The organism is Phyllobacterium sp. 01N428 (assembly GCF_056399405.1).
Genome location: NZ_JBFTRH010000001.1, coordinates 889,104 through 903,261 on the forward strand (window position 1 = coordinate 889,104; position 14,158 = coordinate 903,261).

A 14,158-nucleotide genomic window follows, 5' to 3' on the forward strand; every position below is an offset into this window, starting at 1 on the left:
AAAGTGTTCATTTGACAATTGGGGTTCGAATGACGATATTACTGGCATATGGCCGCCCTCAAAATGGCATTGTGGGGCGGCTTTTTGATTTCAACACGGCCGTTTCTTCTTTGTAATCAGCAGTTTCGGCAAACAGGGTATTGGAGGCCCGTAACGATATGACGGACGCAATCGCGCAACCGCTTTACGACACTTTTGCTCGTGCGGATCTGCGCTTTGAGCGAGGTGAGGGTGTGTGGCTGGTGACCGAAACCGGCGAGCGCTATCTCGACTTCGCCGCAGGCATTGCCGTTAATTCGCTCGGCCATTCGCATCCCCATCTCGTCGAAGCGCTGAAGAGCCAGGGCGAAAAACTGTGGCACGTCTCCAACGTCTACGAGATCCCCGGCCAGCGCCGTCTCGGCCAGCGTCTTGTCGACGCGACTTTCGCCGACAAGGTGTTCTTTACCAATTCCGGTGCGGAAGCGCTTGAATGCGCGATCAAGACCGCGCGGCGCTACCACTATGTCAACGGCAATCCCGAACGGTTTCGCATCATCACCTTCGAAGGCGCGTTCCATGGCCGCACGCTGGCAACGATCGCGGCTGGCGGCCAGGAAAAATACCTTGAAGGTTTTGGACCCAAGGTCGAGGGTTTCGACCAGGTGCCTTTCGGTGACGAAAAGGCCTTGAAGGCTGCCATCGGGCCGGAGACGGCTGCCATCTTGATCGAGCCGATCCAGGGAGAGGGCGGCGTACGCCCCGTCCCGGATGAAGATCTGCGCGCTCTGCGCAAGCTCTGCGACGATGAGGGTATTTTGCTGATCCTCGATGAAGTGCAGACCGGCGTCGGTCGAACCGGCAAGCTGTTCGCCCATGAGTGGTCGGGCATCAGGCCGGATATCATGGCGGTCGCAAAGGGCATCGGCGGCGGCTTTCCGCTTGGCGCCTGCCTTGCCACGGCCGAAGCCGCAAAGGGCATGACCGCGGGGGTTCATGGGACGACCTACGGCGGCAATCCGCTTGCCATGGCCGTCGGCAACGCCGTGCTCGACGTCATCCTGGAGGAGGGCTTCCTCGAACACGTCCAGAAGATTGCCCTCACGATGAAGCAGGGCCTTGCGTCCATTGCCGACCGCTATCCGGCCGTAATTTCGGAAGTGCGCGGCCGCGGCCTCTTGATTGGCCTTAAAAGCGTCGTGCCCAATACGACGCTGGTCCAGGCATTGCGCGACGAGCATTTTCTGACGGTCGGCGCCGGTGACAACGTCATTCGCCTGCTTCCACCTCTGGTTGCATCTGAAGAAGAGGCGCGCGAGGCGCTTTCACGCATCGAGACCGCGGCCGAACGCCTTTCGGTTGCCGCCAGACAGAAGAGCGCGTGAGGGGCCAGCCATGACAATCAAGCAGGACCTCCGGCATTTTACCGACCTTTCAGCGCTCTCGTCCGGCGATCTGCGCACGATCCTTGACGACGCCCGCGAACGCAAGACACGGCTGAAAGCCGGCAATATCGAAAAGCCATTTGCCGGCAAAGTATTGGCTATGATCTTCGACAAGCCGTCGACGCGCACACGCGTTTCCTTCGATGTCGGCATGCGCCAGCTCGGCGGCGAAACCATCATGCTGACCGGTTCGGAGATGCAGCTTGGCCGCAGCGAAACCATTGCCGATACGGCAAAGGTGCTATCGCGCTATGTCGACATCATCATGATGCGCACGACGACGCATGACCGCCTGACCGAAATGGCGCAAAACGCCACGGTGCCCGTCATCAATGCTTTGACGGATGACACGCATCCCTGCCAGATCATGGCGGATATCATGACGTTCGAGGAACATCGCGGGCCGGTGCAGGGCAAGACGTTCGCCTGGACGGGCGACGGCAACAATGTACTGCACTCGCTGGTCGAGGCGGCAGCCCGTTTCGATTTCAATCTCAATATCGCAACGCCGGATGGCAGCGAACCCAGCAGCAAATATCTTGACTGGGCCCGCGGCGCCGGCGGCAAGATCAAGCTAACCACCGACCCGGTCGCTGCGGTCAAGGACGTCGATTGCATCGTCACCGACACCTGGGTGTCGATGGGACAGGAAGGGCGTGCCCGCGGCCATAACGTGTTCATGCCCTATCAGGTCAACGATGCATTGATGCAGCATGCCAATCCCGACGCTCTGTTCATGCACTGCCTGCCCGCGCATCGCGGCGAAGAGGTAACCGACTCCGTCATCGACGGACCGCATTCGGTGGTCTTTGATGAGGCGGAAAACCGGCTGCACGCGCAGAAGGCAATTCTCGCATGGTGTCTTGAAGGAGGACGTTCCAGTGTCTGATACCGGAATTCGTTCCGACGAATATGTATTTGCCGGCGACGACGCCGTTGTGCCGTTTCAGGTTGCGGATCTCGATGCCCGCGGCCGTGCGGTGCAATTGGGGCCGACGCTCGATGAGATCCTCAATCGCCACGACTATCCCGAACCCGTTGCAAAGCTGCTCGCCGAAGCCATCGTTTTGACCGTGCTGCTTGGTACCTCGCTGAAGTTCGACGGCAAGTTCATCTTCCAGTCGCAGTCGGATGGCCCCGTCGACATGCTGGTCGTCGATTTCCGCACGCCAAATTCCGTGCGCGCCTATGCGCGCTACGACGAGGAACGTCTGGCGGAGGCGATTGCCGAGCACCGTACCGCCCAGGAGGAATTGATCGGCAGCGGCACGCTCGCGCTGACCGTGGACCAGGGCGAATACACACAACGCTACCAGGGCATCGTCGCACTCGACGGCTCGAACCTCGAAGAGATTGCCAAGACCTACTTCCGCCAGTCGGAGCAGATTCCGACCGATGTGCGCCTCTCCGTCGCCAAGCTCGTGGAGCGAGGCCCGGACGGCAAGCCTGTCGAACAATGGCGCGCCGGCGGTCTCATCGTGCAGTTCCTGCCGGAATCCGAGCTTCGCATGCGCCAGCGGGACCTGCCGGCCGGCGATGCGCCGAGCAATGAGGAGGACGAGTTTTTCGAGGATGACGACTGGGCCGAAATCAAGGCGCTGGTCGCGACGATCGAGAGCTCTGAACTGACCGATCCGCAGGTTGGCGCGGAACGTCTGCTCTATCGGCTGTTCCACGAGCGCGGCGTCCGCGTCTTCGATGCGGTCCGCGTCAACGACGACTGCTCCTGTTCGCGCGAGAAGATTGCCGGCGTGCTCTCAGGCTTCACGGCCGAAGAGATCGAGGACAGTATCGAAGACGGCAAGATCAGCGTCACCTGCGAATTCTGCTCGACGCACTACGAGTTCGATCCGGGCGAGTTCCTGCCGAAAAACTGACCGATCCGGCGGTCAGACCCGCATCGAAGCCGTCATTTCATGGATGACGGTGACGGCGATCAGAACAACGACGAACCCGCCGATAATCAGCCATAACGGCCATGGCTTTGGCGATTTCTTGGCAAACAGGCCGACAATCAGTCCGGGGACCAGGGCAAGGCCGAACAATCGGCTGGCCGCGTCGGAGGCGCTGGTGAAACTCGGTAGGGTATAGCCGAGGAAATAGGCGCCGATCGCCAGTGCGAAGACGATAGCGGAGCAGGTGAGGGCCTTCAGATAGGGCGCGTTGGTGCGTTCGGTTTCGGCCATCAGTTCAAGGTCCGCAATTGATCGGGAAGGTCGAGCGAGAAGGCCGGAATTTCGATATCGAAGCGCTCGCCTGACGTTGTCTGCATCGAATAGCGCCCGACCATGACCCCTGATGTCGTCGTCAGCGGACAGCCGGATGAATATTGGAAGGAGTCGCCCGGATCGAGAATGGGTTGCTCGCCGATGACGCCCGGTCCGCGGACCTCCTCGATATGGCCGTTGCCATCGGTGATCCTCCAGTAGCGGGCGCGCAATTGCACCGTCAGGTCCGAGTCATTGGCAATGGTTATCCGGTAGCCCCAGACATAGCGATTTTCCTCCGGGTTGGATTGATCCTCCAGATAGAACGGCTCGACCGTCACTTCGATATCGCGCGTTGTCGCCTTGTACATGCCTGCTCTCGATTTCACTCCTTGATATCGCCACTCACGGCCGATGCGTCAACCATTACTGGTCACGGATCGAACTAAAACCTTCGTCGGTCACGGTTCATTTGGTAGGATCGGGGATGCAAAAGGAGCCAGTCATGATGACCCTGGAAGCCTTCGCCGCCATGGCGCACTCATTTCCGGAAAGCACGCAACGCAGCCACTTTGGCACAACCGATTTTCGTGTGAGCAACAAAATCTTCGCCACCTTGCGTCCGGAAAAGCAGCGCGGGGTTCTGATGCTGACGCGAGACGACCAGGCCATGATGCGCGAGACCTCTGCAGACATGTTCGAACAGGTGCCGGGCGGCTGGGGCGAGAAAGGTGCGACCTTTGTCATCCTCGCCATGGCCGAGCCAGATGTCGTGCGCCATGCCATGGCCATGGCGTGGCGGAAGGCCGCGCCAAAATCAGTGTCGGTGCGCCACCAGCTATAGCCAGGCCCTAGCGCGATGCGTTCAGTGCCGTATCGAGATCGTCGATGAGATCATCGACGTCTTCGAGACCGACGGAAAGCCGCAGCAGTCCATCGGATATGCCGAGCTCGGCACGGGCCTCGTCCGTCAGGTTCTTGTGCGTCGTCGTTGTCGGGTGGGTGATAAGGCTCTTTGAATCGCCGAGATTGTTGGAGATCTGGATGATCTCCAGTGCATTTTCGACCGCAAACGTAGCCTTCTTGCCGCCCTTGACCTCGAAGGCGATCAGCGTCGAGCCACCGCTCATCTGCTTGGCGACGATATCTGCCTGCGGGTGATCGGCGCGGCCGGGATAAAGCACTTTCGAGACGGCCTGATGTCCGGCAAGGAAGTCGGCAATCTTGGCTGCATTGTTCGTCTGCTGGTGTACGCGCACGGCAAGCGTTTCGAGCCCCTTCAGCATGACCCAGGAATTGAACGGGCTAAGCCCGGGTCCCGTGTGGCGGAAATATTCGTGCAGGTTTTCGTCGATCCACTGCTTGTCCGATAGGATCATGCCGCCGAGGCAGCGGCCGTGGCCGTCAATATGCTTGGTCGTCGAATAGATGACGATGTGGGCGCCGAGTTCGAGCGGCTTTTGAAAGAGCGGCGTTGCGAACACATTGTCGACGATCAGCTTGGCGCCAACGGAGTTCGCGACCCTGGCGACGGCTGCAATATCGATGACTTCGAGCGTCGGATTGGTCGGGCTTTCGAGGAACATCACCTTGGTGTTGGGGCGAACCGCCTTTTCCCAATTCTCGATCCTGGAGCCGTCGATCAGCGTGAAGTCAACGCCATAGCGCGGCAGCATGGTCTCGATGATGTAGCGACAGGAGCCGAACATCGCCCGTGCGGCAAGCACGTGGTCACCGGCTCGCACCTGGCAGAGGATTGCGGCAGCAACGGCGGCCATCCCCGAAGCGGTGGCGCGCGCATCTTCCGCGCCTTCAAGGGCGCACATGCGCTTTTCGAACATGTCGGTCGTGGGATTGGCATAGCGCGAATAGATGAATCCGGGCTCTTCGCCCTTGAAACGCGCCTCGGCCGCTTCTGCGGACGGGTAAACGAAGCCTTGCGTCAGGAACAGGGCTTCGGAGGTTTCCCCGAAGCCGGAACGCAGGGTGCCGGCATGGACGAGCTGGGTGGCGGGACGCAGTTTGCGGGTGGTATCCTTGGTCATCGCTGTCTCAATCTGCCAGAAAACTGGCCAATAAAAAACCGGCCTTGCGGGTATCGCAAAAAGGCCGGACGAGACCGGGCCTCTTTTAGCAAATTATTTTACGTGGCTGCAAGCCGGCCGGCCAAATCACCACGGGATAAAAGTGCTTTAATCCTCTTGGCCGCTTGCGTCAATCGGGTGAGGCGCTAAAGCTTTTCGTCTCTTTGTATGGATGGTCGACATGGCGAGACGAGAAGCGGGCATATTGGCCGATAGCGGCATCAGGGCGCTGTTTGAGGCGCGAGCACTCAAGACCGAGCGCGAATTCGACGTCGACCAGATCCAGCCTGCGAGCCTCGATCTGCGCCTCGGCAAGCGCGCCTACCGCGTACGCGCGAGCTTCATGCCGGGCCCGGGCACGCCGGTCATCGACAAGCTCGACCGCCTGAAACTGCACGAAATCGATCTGACCGAGGGCGCGGTCCTCGAGACCGGCTGCGTCTATATCGTTCCGCTCCTTGAAAGCCTGGCGCTGCCTGGCGAGGTTTCAGCCTCCGCCAATCCGAAGAGTTCGACCGGGCGCCTCGATATCTTCACACGGGTCATCGTCGATGGCGCGCAGGAGTTCGACAAGGTTCCGGCCGGCTACCATGGCCCGCTTTACCTTGAAGTCAGCCCGCGCACCTTTCCGATCGTTGCCCGCACCGGCTCGCGCCTGTCGCAGATCCGCTTCCGGACCGGGCGCGCGCAACTGGAGGAAACAGAGCTTGCGGAACTTCACGCCGCCGAGACGCTCGTTGCCTCCGAAACCCCCAATATTTCCGGGGGTGGCATTGCCCTTTCAATCGACCTGACCGGCGACCAGAATGGCCTTGTCGGCTATCGCGGCAAGCATCATACAAGTGTCGTCGATGTCGACCGGCGCGGCGTCCACGATCTCTTCGACTTCTGGGAGCCGATCCATGATCGCGGCGCCCGGGAACTCGTGCTCGATCCCGATGAGTTCTATATCCTCGTCTCGCGCGAAGCGGTTCACGTGCCGCCGCTCTATGCCGCCGAGATGACGCCGTTCGACCCGCTGGTGGGCGAATTCCGCGTGCACTATGCCGGTTTCTTCGATCCGGGCTTCGGCCACACGGCGGCGGGTGGCACCGGCAGCCGCGCGGTGCTCGAAGTGCGCAGCCATGAAGTGCCGTTCATTCTCGAACACGGACAAATCGTCGGACGCCTGATCTACGAGCATATGCTGGAGCGCCCGCGCGCCCTCTATGGAACTGATCTCGGCTCCAACTACCAGGCGCAGGGCCTGAAGCTTTCAAAGCACTTCCGGTGACGGCGGAGCCCGCTCGCGACCCCTTGACAAAGACCGCTATCAACGGTCACTGATAGTAAAATGCGGGTGTAGCTCAATGGTAGAGCAGCAGCTTCCCAAGCTGAATACGAGGGTTCGATTCCCTTCACCCGCTCCACCAATCTTTTCAATGATTTAACTGATATTTTACGATGCCCCTTTTGGGGGAGTTTTACACAAAGTTTTACAACCTATGTTCTCTTTCTGGCCTCATCGATCTGTCGAATGATGGCTTTTGTGGCGGCTGTCCTGTCCACATAGCGACGAATAATTTTCGCCACCGAGTCCTCTTCCCAACCTAGAATCTCAGCAATAACACGCTCCGGTAGGCCGGCGGTATAGAATTTTGTCGCAGCCGTGCCCCGCAAGTCATGGAAGTGAAGGTCCTTTCCCTTCATCCCAGCATCAGTCTTCGCCGTGTGGAACGACGATGCCAGGCCGTCGTTCGTCCAAGGCGTTCCACGGCTGCTTGTCAATATGACGGGTGAACGTTTAGGAACGCGATCGAGCAGCGTCCGGAGATCCTCGTATAGCGGGATAACGGCCTCGCGCTTGTGATTGCTCTTTCCGGTTGTGATGACGATTGCGTCCTCGCCGACATGTGACCAGGACAGGCGCACCAGATCACTAACTCGTAAGCCGGTATGCGCTGCAAGATCTACAGCAAGCCCAACCTCAAGCGAGCAAGTCGCGTTGCCCTTGTCATCGGTTGCAGTCTTTAGCTGCTTGATATCCTCATCAGTCCAGATGATAGCAGCGCGGTCATTGCCATAAATCTGTTTGATGCCTTCACACGGGTTCGATGTAATTTTTCCGAGGGGGTCAACCGCATAGGATAGGACGCGCGATAGCACCTGCATGCCATAATCGGCCGTCCGTGGCGTCTGGGCATACGTCCCGCGCCACTTTCGGATAATCGGACGGATTTTCTGGGGCCGGTCAAATTGAGCGATGCTCAAGGTCCCGAAATGATTAGCGATGCGATCGAGCCAGCGCGACCATTGGCGTTTCGTGCTATCGGCAAGCTTCGCATAATCTGGACTTCCTTTGTAGATTACAACCAGAGAGCGAAATTTTGCCGTGTCTGGCATAGTCCGGCTTGCGATGGCCTCGTTATAGGAGTCCATGAACTCGGCTGATCCCGGCTCGCCATCAAGCTTCGGGCCGCCACGCCAGGCGTAATAATAGTCGCGCCCCTTGGCTTTAACCTTATGGATGCCCTTCAATTTAATTGTAATCATGCTTTGCCTCGAACGCAGCCAATTCGCGATCAAGGTCTTTATCGTCGCTCTCGTCAACCGTTTCCGGTTTGTGAACATCGGGGAAAACAACAATCGACCCGTCAGGATTGAGCTTTACCCCAACACCTTCAGTCCTCGCGATCGAGGCTACGCAGCGAATCTGGGCTCGGGTGAAGCGGAGTTTTTCTGTCATTCGGGCTTCCCCTCCGAAATGAGAACGCGAAGGGCATCGGTGATTTTCATCCTACGCACCTCACAAAAGCAGCCAGCAGGATAAGGCCGACGACAACGAACGGCCCGGCGATCACGGTGAAGTCGGTAAGCCAGCCTTTGAAGCGCTGCCCGTACATCATGGTTCGATCCTTTCGAATAAACGGCGAGGCGTGAGGGACTTGGTGTGAGCCGGCTTGGCTTTGACAACCTTCGCGAATCCGGCGGATTTGACCGAGCCCTTCGGCCGAGTGACGCCGGTGTGCTTGGCGCGCACCTTAGCGACCTTGGCCTTCTCCTTGACGTCCAGCGCTGTCTTGCCGAGGTGACAATGAGAATGCGCCGGCGCGAGATTGCTCTCGGCATTCTTCCCGCCATTGATCAGGGCCACAACGTGATCGGCTTGCCACGTCTCGCCCGTCTTGATCTGCAGCTTGCAGAGATGGCAGACGCCACTGTCCCGGTCATAGATGCGCTGGCGCACGCGGGGCGGGGCCCTCGTGTCATCCGACTTTCCGATCCACTCGTTGACTTGGCGGGCCATCAGCGCACCTCGTCAATGTTCTGCTTGAGGACATCGAAGGTGACAGCGACCACCCATGGATTGGATTCCCATGATCCCGCGCCGTTTATTCGGTCCCAAAGGGACGCGTACGCCTTCACCGCATCGCGCTCGTAGTCTTCCGTTCCCGGCACGGGAAAAACCCAGCTACCATCGTCATGCTCAACGATGTCGATGCCTTCATCCCGGGCGTCCGCCTCACTATAATCCTGCAGCCGCTCCACGCGAACATCGGTGACGATGAGCGTGAGACGGGAAGCCCAACGCGGCATATGCATGGCGTGCCGATGCTTGCCGAATGCTGCTGGATCGTCTCGATCGCCAGACCAACGCTGACCTTCTCGGGTAACCGCGAGTCCGAAGCCATCCGCAATATAGAGGATGCCGGCCTCATGGCCGCAGTTAGGTGACCATAGATCGCGAGGTGGCGTGACGTCGAGACTGGCAAACGTGCGCCAATGCTCGCGGACATAGAGCCGGTCGCCAATGGCGAACCGCAATTCGCTCGCGCGCCATGAGGCGTTATCGGGATCGAGCACATAGTCATCCGTCCACGATCCATCGAACAGGCTTGCGTGACCGCGTGGCTTGATGACCCGCCGTGTCTGCGTCTTCCGGCCGGCAAGAAGTGCTTGGACCATCGGAGCGCTGAAAAGGATTGGACGGTCAGTCATAGGTTCATCCCCAATTCGAGCACGTCGACTTGAGCAATGCCGCAGGCTTCCTCGATGACCTCGGCTTCCCGGCGACCGCCACGGCAGACAGCTTTGAAAAGCTCAACGAGCTTCTTGGCCTTCGCGACACCCAATGGGGAAAGCTTTCGGCCCTCTGCCGCGAAACTGTGACCGGTCGCGAGAACAACAGTCTCGTCGTCGCCGATCGAGGCTTTCAATCGCCGGATGAAGGCGAGGAGATGGCCCTTATCTTCATCGGTTAGAGAGGTAGAGCCCGACAATTCCGCGGTGGGAGGAGATGAGGAATCGCCGGGCTCTGTGGCCGCTTGCGCGGAATGGTCGGAAACGACGCCGTTTGGGGCAGCATCGTTTCCTGCATCGGAGGCATGGGGAGTCTCCGACGGTTCGATATTGGGTTCATCATCGCGGCCGAGGTCGCCAACTTCCTTGCGCCACTCGTCCGGATCGACTCCAGTGATGCGATGGATAAGCGCCATCATCTGCTCGACGGCTTCCTGCAATTCAGGATCCGTCAATTCGGTGAGGCTCTTCGGATAATGCATGAAAGCGCCGCTGACCGTCTTCGCCAGATTGACGATTCCCAGCGCAAGCTTGATCGCCTCGCTGGCCTCGTCGCGCGTCTTCCAAGGCGTGTTGCACTCTTTCACGGCTTTGCCGACGATCGCCCACCACTTGCGCACGAGAACGCGGTCTTTCTCCTCGGTAAAGCGAACCTTCACCCTGGTGCCGCGACGATAGCTGTCGAGGCGTTCGGCATCGTATGGCGTGGCCGGAATCAACCGGCCTGCCTCGATCACCATGTTGAACGGCGGGGCTTCGTGCTTGGTCACATCAGCCTCCGATCCGCTTCAAGGCGCGCTTCTCGATTGCCATCGCGATCGACTGGCTGGTCTCGTCGCCTTCAAAGCGGGCCATCGGGTCTGCTTCGGTCCAGACCTCCTCGATGCTTGCCTCGTCCTGCGCGACTGCCAGGTCCTCCTCGAGGCGCTTGAAAAATGCGGTGTCGTCGACTATCTCGCCATTCTCGGTGATGTCTCCGTTGAAGTCCTCTTGCTCGACAGTGGTCTCGACCTCGGCGTCAACGACGGTGGCGGGTTGCTCCTCCTGTTCGATCGCGGGCGGCGCCGGCGGCTTAGGTGGCGTGCGCTGGGCCGTGGCTGGCGTGACTTCGCGGATGGGCTGGTGGTCTTGAACCTCCTCGGCAATTCCAAGGCCGCGAAGCACATCGGCAAATCCGTCGCGGAGCGCAAAGGCTCGGGCGCGCATGGAAAGCATACGTTTCGGATACTGCTGCCATGGCCCTGACTTACCCCAGAGACCGGCCTTTTTCGCATCGTCGATCGAGAACCGGCCCTTGAGCGGGTCTGCCTCGCCCTTGCGCTTGGCCTCGCAGATGGCAACCATCTTGTCGCCTTCGCCCTCGATGCGCTCCTTGATCCATTCACACTTGCCGGATCCTCGCACTAGGCCGATCGCCCCATCACCCCAGATCGTGGGGCGGCCATTGACGACCGCGATCGACTGCAGGGCGGCCATCGGCGTCATGCCGACTTCCATTCCGTGCATGATGGCGACCATCGCCTTCTCTGGGGTGTCGAGGCCTTTCGGCGCCATCCCGGCCTTGCAGACCGCCGTTGCGATGCGCCATGCACCTTCGAAGTCCTGCGGGACGATCGCTCGAACCTGGCCGCCTGACTGCAGCGAGGGAAGCCTCGGGGTTTCGTGTTCGACTAGCGCGTTCATACGACTTTCTCCACTTGCTTGATTTCCATGCCGTCGAAGGGCATCCCGGCCTTGGCGGCTCGCTGGGCCAGAGTGTCGATCACCGTGAGGAGATCCTTATGGTTCATGGCGACGAGGGCGGCGGCGGCCTTGGCGTAATCAGTGACGGCGCCGACCTTCTCGACCCGAACCGACACGCGGGCACCGGTGCGCCCGGCGCTGGCGTTGCGCGCCTCGGCCTGCTTTTCGGCTTGTTCCGCCTTCTGGAGCGCTTCGACGCGCTGTTCCTCGCTCTCGGCCTGGGCCACCTGCTGGCGCTGCTTCTCGGCTTCCTCGCGGGCCTTGCGCTGCTGTTCCTCCTGCTTGCGCTTCTCGGCGATCAGGAAAGGCTCAACGTGGCGCTTGAGCGTGTTCGCAAAGTCCTTCGCATCGGCGATCGGATCCCGCCATTTATCGTCGACCTCTCGCGACGCTGCCAGATGCGGCTCCTTCTCGATGACACGGAGGTTGTCGGCGCGCTTGGCGAGATCGGTCATCCGCTTCGCCCAGATGCCGGCCTTGTCGGCTTGCGCCTGCGTCTTCACCTCGCTTTTGAGGAAGGATTCGGCCATTTCCTTTTCGCCGGCGAGCTCAATCTTGATCGCCTCGAACGGATCAGCATCGCCGGAATTGTGGCCGACTGGCGCGGCGGCCTGTTGCGGCTCGTCGTCAAACCCGCCGCCGGCCATTGCCTTTTCATAGGCCTCATGGGTGATCGGGTTGCGGCAGCACCACGTCCAAATCTCATCGGCCGGTACGTCGCGGCCATTGCGATATGCCAGCCAGCCGCCGACCTCCTCATCCCACCAGATTGCAACCGGCTCCCATGGGCCGTCTTTCTTGCGGGTGCGGAAATATCCCTGTTCGGGCTCGGAATGGATCGGGCCAAATCTGCCCTTCAAAGCTTCCTGCCACCAGGCCCAGCGCGTGACGACGACAGCCGAAAGGCCACCGATGGATTGAAATGTGTCTGTCATGTTGATTTCCTTCTTCGGGGCAGTGGCTTACGGCATCTTCACCAGCGAGCCGGCGATGAAGCAGAGCCCCATGACCGCAATCGCGATGTGAAAGCACCAGGCGGCGCGGTGAGCGCGGTTCTCTCTGATTTCGTGAATAAGGATGCGATCGTGCTGCTGCTCGAACCGGCGGTTCATTGGTCGATCTCCACTTTTGAAGCTTCGTAGGCCGCATCCACGTCGCCTGCGAAAACAACCGCAGCGAACAGACCGGCGAGGGCGATAAGGATTGGGAGGAGTTCCATCAGTGCTTACTCCTCATCAGCAGCCCGATACCGAGGGCGTTCTTGTGATCGACAAGGTTCTTGAGGCGCAGACTGTCGTATGCTTGATGACCTGCCTGCCTGAGAGCGACCTGAGATTCGATCAGGCGATCGAGCCAGCGCAACGCAACATTGACCTCGGTATCCCGCGGCATGTTGAAAGCTTGCTCAAGCACTGTGAGAGTGTGGCGACCGTTGCTCAACTTTGAGCAGATCATCTCGATCGTAACGGGCTTCAAAGCACCGCTGATGGCGTGAAACGCTGAATTGGCGAGAACAGTATTCATTTGCTGGCCCTCGCGACCTTCCGGTCTAAAGTCTGGCGCTCGCGATACCAGCCGGGGCAGAGCAATGGCCCACCGCCGCTGTTCGCAGTTGTGTTCCAAACGTAGGTCTCAATGCACTTGTCATTTGCGTCGGGCTTGTAGTCACCGATCGTCGAGCGGCCGCTCAACTGCAGCGAAGCAGTGACAGCGGCGACGACAAACGCCGTTCCTAAGAGGTATTGGTGAGGGTTGGTCATCGTCGGCCCATCTGAGTTGATGGGCCTACTGTATACGCATGAAACGTAAAAGCAAGAATTATTTACGAACAGTGCGTAAAGTAAATTTGACCGCGATGCGTACGGCGCGTAAAAGAAAAGCGCCGGAGGGATGATCCTGCCGGCGCCTGAGGCGTCATTTAAGTCAATCCTTAAGTATCACATTACAAGTGAAGCGGCAAGGAAAAGTGACCGTTCAGGTGCGTGAAAGCCGCGATATCTTGGGTCTGCTCGGAGGTTCCCGCCAAGATAAAGCAGTCGGAGCGCAGAGGCGGCGGTCTTTTTCTGGGCATTGACCCGCAGCACCGATCATCCGGCGCATGAATTCCCAAGCGGTTTGTGATTCCAGGCTAATCACGCGGTCCGGACGGGTAGACGCCGTCTGAATGATTTGGATGCGGTCTGACGAGTAAACTGAGCAACATACCCTCAAGCTTGAGACAGTTTGGCCTACTGGTGAAAAAGGCAGCTCAGGATATCCGGACTTCATAGCATCCCGGTCTGCCAGCATAGGGCAGGGCGAAAGGGCGGAACCCCTCGTGCTTGAGGGTGAACGTCTTGATAGGGCGATGTGTGTCTATTTAACAGGTTTTAGAGCCGCGATCGTTCGTTCTAACTCTGAAATGCGGTCGTTAAGTTTCCCGATTAATGACATCTCATTAAGTCGCGATGTTTCGGCTTTCGTGAGTTCAAGGTATAATTGAAAATTGCCAGTCATCTCAAGTTTTCTGGTTTTCACCATAAACAGCGTGCTACCGTCTTGTGAAACAGTAACAGCTTCAGGGATTTCACCCTCAAATATTTTATGGTTGAAGCCTGTATACTTCGACCATGCGATAGCGTTCAATTTCACGATATCTCCC

18 protein-coding genes, 1 tRNA gene and 1 riboswitch are annotated in these 14,158 nt (G+C 59.1%); of the genes, 6 read left to right on the forward strand and 13 right to left on the reverse strand.

Translation table 11 applies throughout. The features are described 5' to 3' along the window. Window positions 1-158: 158 nt before the first annotated feature. Genes AC1DNI_RS04225 through AC1DNI_RS04235 form a run of 3 tightly spaced genes read left to right on the forward strand, consistent with a single transcriptional unit; the run spans window position 159 to window position 3,301 of the window. Window positions 159-1,364, forward strand: a complete 1,206-nt coding sequence (locus AC1DNI_RS04225) for an acetylornithine transaminase (RefSeq protein ID WP_477690931.1) — start codon at window positions 159-161, stop codon at window positions 1,362-1,364. 10 nt (window positions 1,365-1,374) lie between these two features. Beyond that, the gene (gene argF / locus AC1DNI_RS04230; RefSeq protein ID WP_027230345.1) at window positions 1,375-2,313 is read left to right on the forward strand and encodes an ornithine carbamoyltransferase; all 939 of its coding nucleotides are present in this window, start codon (window positions 1,375-1,377) and stop codon (window positions 2,311-2,313) included. Beyond that, entirely contained in the window at window positions 2,306-3,301 is a 996-nt protein-coding gene (locus tag AC1DNI_RS04235; RefSeq protein ID WP_477690932.1) for an Hsp33 family molecular chaperone, read from the forward strand. Before argF ends, AC1DNI_RS04235 begins: the two co-directional genes overlap by 8 nt. A gap of 12 nt (window positions 3,302-3,313) precedes the next feature. On the opposite strand, the gene AC1DNI_RS04240 is transcribed toward AC1DNI_RS04235, so the two are convergent. Together AC1DNI_RS04240 and apaG are read right to left on the reverse strand one after the other, a co-directional pair. Then, on the reverse strand, window positions 3,314-3,610 hold the full coding sequence (locus AC1DNI_RS04240; protein WP_477690933.1) for a hypothetical protein: 297 nt from the start codon (window positions 3,608-3,610) through the stop codon (window positions 3,314-3,316). Further along, on the reverse strand, window positions 3,610-4,002 hold the full coding sequence (gene apaG, locus AC1DNI_RS04245; protein ID WP_477690934.1) for a Co2+/Mg2+ efflux protein ApaG: 393 nt from the start codon (window positions 4,000-4,002) through the stop codon (window positions 3,610-3,612). The genes AC1DNI_RS04240 and apaG overlap by 1 nt, the downstream gene beginning before the upstream one ends. Window positions 4,003-4,136: 134 nt before the next feature. Between apaG and AC1DNI_RS04250 the strand changes: the two genes are divergently transcribed. Continuing rightward, on the forward strand, window positions 4,137-4,475 hold the full coding sequence (locus tag AC1DNI_RS04250) for an MmcQ/YjbR family DNA-binding protein (RefSeq protein ID WP_477690935.1): 339 nt from the start codon (window positions 4,137-4,139) through the stop codon (window positions 4,473-4,475). Window positions 4,476-4,482: 7 nt separating this feature from the next. Here AC1DNI_RS04250 and AC1DNI_RS04255 read toward each other — a convergent pair whose 3' ends face one another. Next, entirely contained in the window at window positions 4,483-5,676 is a 1,194-nt protein-coding gene (locus AC1DNI_RS04255; protein ID WP_477690936.1) for an O-succinylhomoserine sulfhydrylase, read from the reverse strand. A 63-nt stretch (window positions 5,677-5,739) separates the two neighbouring features. After that, window positions 5,740-5,819, reverse strand: a riboswitch (SAM riboswitch). 77 nt (window positions 5,820-5,896) lie between these two features. Here AC1DNI_RS04255 and AC1DNI_RS04260 point away from each other — a divergent pair. Then, window positions 5,897-6,988, forward strand: a complete 1,092-nt coding sequence (locus tag AC1DNI_RS04260; protein ID WP_477690937.1) for a 2'-deoxycytidine 5'-triphosphate deaminase — start codon at window positions 5,897-5,899, stop codon at window positions 6,986-6,988. Between the two features lie 62 nt (window positions 6,989-7,050). Next, window positions 7,051-7,124 (forward strand) — tRNA-Gly (locus AC1DNI_RS04265). A gap of 73 nt (window positions 7,125-7,197) precedes the next feature. Here the strand turns inward: AC1DNI_RS04265 and AC1DNI_RS04270 are convergent. The 10 genes from AC1DNI_RS04270 to AC1DNI_RS04315 all read right to left on the reverse strand — a co-directional run bounded on the left by AC1DNI_RS04270 (window position 7,198) and on the right by AC1DNI_RS04315 (window position 14,148). After that, entirely contained in the window at window positions 7,198-8,247 is a 1,050-nt protein-coding gene (locus AC1DNI_RS04270) for a tyrosine-type recombinase/integrase (protein ID WP_477690938.1), read from the reverse strand. Beyond that, window positions 8,234-8,440: a hypothetical protein gene (locus tag AC1DNI_RS04275; protein ID WP_477690939.1), complete on the reverse strand. Its 207-nt coding sequence runs from the start codon at window positions 8,438-8,440 to the stop codon at window positions 8,234-8,236. Before AC1DNI_RS04275 ends, AC1DNI_RS04270 begins: the two co-directional genes overlap by 14 nt. A gap of 156 nt (window positions 8,441-8,596) precedes the next feature. After that, window positions 8,597-9,001: an HNH endonuclease gene (locus AC1DNI_RS04280; protein ID WP_477690940.1), complete on the reverse strand. Its 405-nt coding sequence runs from the start codon at window positions 8,999-9,001 to the stop codon at window positions 8,597-8,599. Then, entirely contained in the window at window positions 9,001-9,693 is a 693-nt protein-coding gene (locus AC1DNI_RS04285) for a hypothetical protein (RefSeq protein WP_477690941.1), read from the reverse strand. Before AC1DNI_RS04285 ends, AC1DNI_RS04280 begins: the two co-directional genes overlap by 1 nt. Continuing rightward, a complete protein-coding gene (locus AC1DNI_RS04290; RefSeq protein ID WP_477690942.1) occupies window positions 9,690-10,544 on the reverse strand; it encodes a hypothetical protein in 855 nt (284 codons plus the stop codon). The genes AC1DNI_RS04285 and AC1DNI_RS04290 overlap by 4 nt, the downstream gene beginning before the upstream one ends. A 1-nt stretch (window position 10,545) precedes the next feature. Further along, the gene (locus AC1DNI_RS04295; protein ID WP_477690943.1) at window positions 10,546-11,457 is read right to left on the reverse strand and encodes a recombinase family protein; all 912 of its coding nucleotides are present in this window, start codon (window positions 11,455-11,457) and stop codon (window positions 10,546-10,548) included. After that, a complete protein-coding gene (locus AC1DNI_RS04300) occupies window positions 11,454-12,452 on the reverse strand; it encodes a hypothetical protein (protein WP_477690944.1) in 999 nt (332 codons plus the stop codon). The genes AC1DNI_RS04295 and AC1DNI_RS04300 overlap by 4 nt, the downstream gene beginning before the upstream one ends. A 27-nt stretch (window positions 12,453-12,479) precedes the next feature. Beyond that, window positions 12,480-12,629: a hypothetical protein gene (locus AC1DNI_RS04305; protein WP_477690945.1), complete on the reverse strand. Its 150-nt coding sequence runs from the start codon at window positions 12,627-12,629 to the stop codon at window positions 12,480-12,482. Between the two features lie 106 nt (window positions 12,630-12,735). Continuing rightward, window positions 12,736-13,041 (reverse strand): hypothetical protein, encoded by a 306-nt coding sequence (locus AC1DNI_RS04310; protein ID WP_477690946.1) that lies wholly within the window; start codon window positions 13,039-13,041, stop codon window positions 12,736-12,738. An 831-nt stretch (window positions 13,042-13,872) separates the two neighbouring features. Beyond that, complete coding sequence (locus AC1DNI_RS04315) at window positions 13,873-14,148, reverse strand: hypothetical protein (RefSeq protein ID WP_477690947.1); 276 nt, start codon at window positions 14,146-14,148, stop codon at window positions 13,873-13,875. Window positions 14,149-14,158: the final 10 nt, after the last annotated feature.